General features: G+C 37.1%; 2 protein-coding genes and 3 pseudogenes. All 5 read left to right on the top strand.

The annotated features are described in order from the left end of the window. Positions 1-200, top strand: a pseudogene (locus BAU28_RS16020) (ABC transporter ATP-binding protein); the annotation flags it as partial. Continuing rightward, the gene (locus BAU28_RS16015) at positions 201-950 is read left to right on the top strand and encodes an ABC transporter permease (RefSeq protein WP_071719117.1); all 750 of its coding nucleotides are present in this window, start codon (positions 201-203) and stop codon (positions 948-950) included. It abuts the pseudogene before it with no gap. A 57-nt stretch (positions 951-1,007) separates the two neighbouring features. Next, positions 1,008-1,188, top strand: a pseudogene (locus BAU28_RS30945) (PRK06770 family protein); the annotation flags it as partial. A gap of 711 nt (positions 1,189-1,899) precedes the next feature. Then, a pseudogene (locus BAU28_RS31575) lies at positions 1,900-2,023 on the top strand (L-serine ammonia-lyase, iron-sulfur-dependent, subunit alpha); the annotation flags it as partial. Positions 2,024-2,147: 124 nt separating this feature from the next. Next, the coding region (locus BAU28_RS16005) for an aromatic amino acid transport family protein (protein ID WP_276327751.1) at positions 2,148-2,584 on the top strand (437 nt) is incomplete at its 3' end.

Genomic DNA, 2,584 nt, shown 5'->3' with positions numbered 1-2,584 from the left:
TGCTGACGACCCAGTACCTGGAGGAAGCCGAACAACTGGCGGACCGTATCGCCATCCTGCATGGCGGAAAAATTATTACGACTGGTACTCTTACTGAACTGAAAGAGATGTTCCCACCAGCAAAAGTGGAGTATATCGAGAAGCAGCCGACGTTGGAGGAAATTTTCCTTGCGATTATCGGTAAAAAGGAGGAGATGTAAATGAAAAGCAAGACAGGGGTATTATTAGGACGGTTAATGCGAAACATCATGCGCAGTCCAGATACGATTATTACGGTAGCAATTACACCAATTATGATGATGCTGTTGTTTGTTTACGTATTTGGTGGTGCCATAGAGACAGGAACAGATAACTACGTCAATTATTTATTACCGGGAATCTTGCTGATGGCTATCGCATCCGGTGTCGCTTACACTTCCGTGCGGTTGTTTACGGATGTAAAGAGCGGGCTGATGGCACGTTTCATTACTATGCCCATCAAGCGTTCGTCTGTATTGTGGGCTCACGTATTAACTTCACTTGTTGCTAATGTGCTTACTATCGTAGTGGTTATCCTTGTTGCGCTTTTAATGGGCTTCCGTTCCAGTGCTAATATTTTGGATTGGCTCGCGGTAGCTGGAATACTCGGGATGTTTACGCTGGCGCTGACATGGTTGGCTGTCATTCCCGGATTGACAGCGAAGTCTATGGAAGGGGCGACAGCCTACTCGTACCCGCTAATTTTTCTACCATTTATCAGTTCGGCCTTTGTTCCTACCGAAACTATGCCAAAAATTGTTCGTGCGTTCGCTGAGAACCAGCCCGTGACTTCAATCGTGAATGCGATTCGTGCCCTCTTGTATGAAGGGTCTGTTAACAACGATATCTGGATCGCGCTTGCTTGGTGCGTCGGCATCATGGTCATCGCTTACTTCTTCGCCAATAAAGCATTTAAACGTCAGTTAGGGTAAGTACACCATCGGTTCGGTGTCTCGTGACAACTAAATTTTCAGAAATAAAATATATGTTTGGAAAAGTGGATTAAAATCGCATTAATCTTAGTTATTGCTATAGTTGTTGGTATTTTTACTGGTTACACAGTTGGTACGTATGTAGGTTCAGACGTTGAAAAAAAGCAGACTGAGAGAGTTGAAGGGGAAGAAATAATATTTTGAACTCAATTCTAATCGTCATATAATTAATGCAATTTTTATATGTGAAAAGCCCACCTATTTCCGTAGGTGGGCTTTATCTTTATTACACAATACAAAAGTATACTCTCTTTTTTTCATAAACTTTATGTAATTATGCATATTTAGATAAAACTACACTTAATAAATATTACATATTGTAAAAGATATCCTGTGGAGTTATTCTTTTAAAAGGCGTAACATGTCAATCGTTATAGAAGTTGTGGTGGCTCCTTTGGGGGAGAAGTTCCTTTTTTCTGAAAAATGAATATAAATTCATTATATATAATAAATATTCGTAAAAATATTTTTATGTTTTCTTAATTTATTTCTTTACATCTGCATTGATCATTTAGTATAACAGTTTTTACGTCTAAAATAAGGTGCTTCAACAAAGGAGAATATAAGTATCTTTATAACGAGTTCCTAATATAATCAATGTGTTAACAAAAAGAAATCTGTATTATTTTTGCTTTTCTACCGACTAATACAGCTTCAAACGATGGACACAATTGCTACATACCACTTGGAATTAATTATCTATTCATAATTCTGATTATTCAATCTTTCTAAAAATAAAAAAACATTAGACTCGTAAATATTAACGTTATAATGAGGGCGTCGAGAGGTAATCTATTACCGACGGAGAAAATATCAAACATTTTAAAATTGGACAGACTGACACGATTACTTTAAGAAAGGTGTGTGCTTAGAAGGGGGATTTATTCAAAATAGTTCAGCAACAGTGGACATCGCATTAGCTAGCGTAAATAATATCAAAGCTACTGGCGAAGTTATTGAAGCGATGTATAGGGTTGATTGGAGGATAAATGCCTCGCAAATTAAGAGAGACAGACAGGTTTAGGTGGAATCGATTACAATGTAGAAAATTTTGTAAGCGATTCATTTTTCAAAAATGTTCTATATTCCTAAGCCTAAAAAGAGACGTAAGAATAGGATACAAGGGGGAATAATTATATGAATGGGAATACTGCAAAAAATATAGAATTTCAAGCTGAAAATACTGCAGTAAAAAATGAGGAATATCTAGATCCTAAAAAGTGGCATAAACAAGATACTACCTGGGCATTGAGCCTTTTTGGAACAGCAATTGGAGCAGGAGTACTCTTTTTACCTATTAATGCAGGTTCAGGTGGTTTATTATCATTACTGTTAATTACCATACTTGCATATCCTGTTATGTATTATTCACATAGGGCGCTTGCTAAAATGATATACGCTTCAAATTCTGCTGATGAGGGGATTACAGGCACGATAAGAGAGTATTTCGGAAATAAGGCAAGTATCATTTTTAACATAGTATATTTCGTCTCAATTTATACGATTGTGTTGATGTATTCGGTTGCACTTACAAATACTGCGAGTAGTTTTATCGTGCATCAATTGCACATGCC

The sequence above is a fragment of the Bacillus paramycoides genome (genome assembly GCF_001884235.1).
Lineage (GTDB): Bacteria > Bacillota > Bacilli > Bacillales > Bacillaceae_G > Bacillus_A > Bacillus_A paramycoides.
Note: the sequence above shows the minus strand (reverse complement) of the source record. Positions and strands in the feature narration are given on the sequence as shown.

Bases quoted from the DNA above. Each gene is read 5' to 3' on its own strand.
- BAU28_RS16015 (WP_071719117.1), top strand. From the start codon at position 201: ATGAAAAGCAAGACAGGGGTATTATTAGGACGGTTAATGCGAAACATC.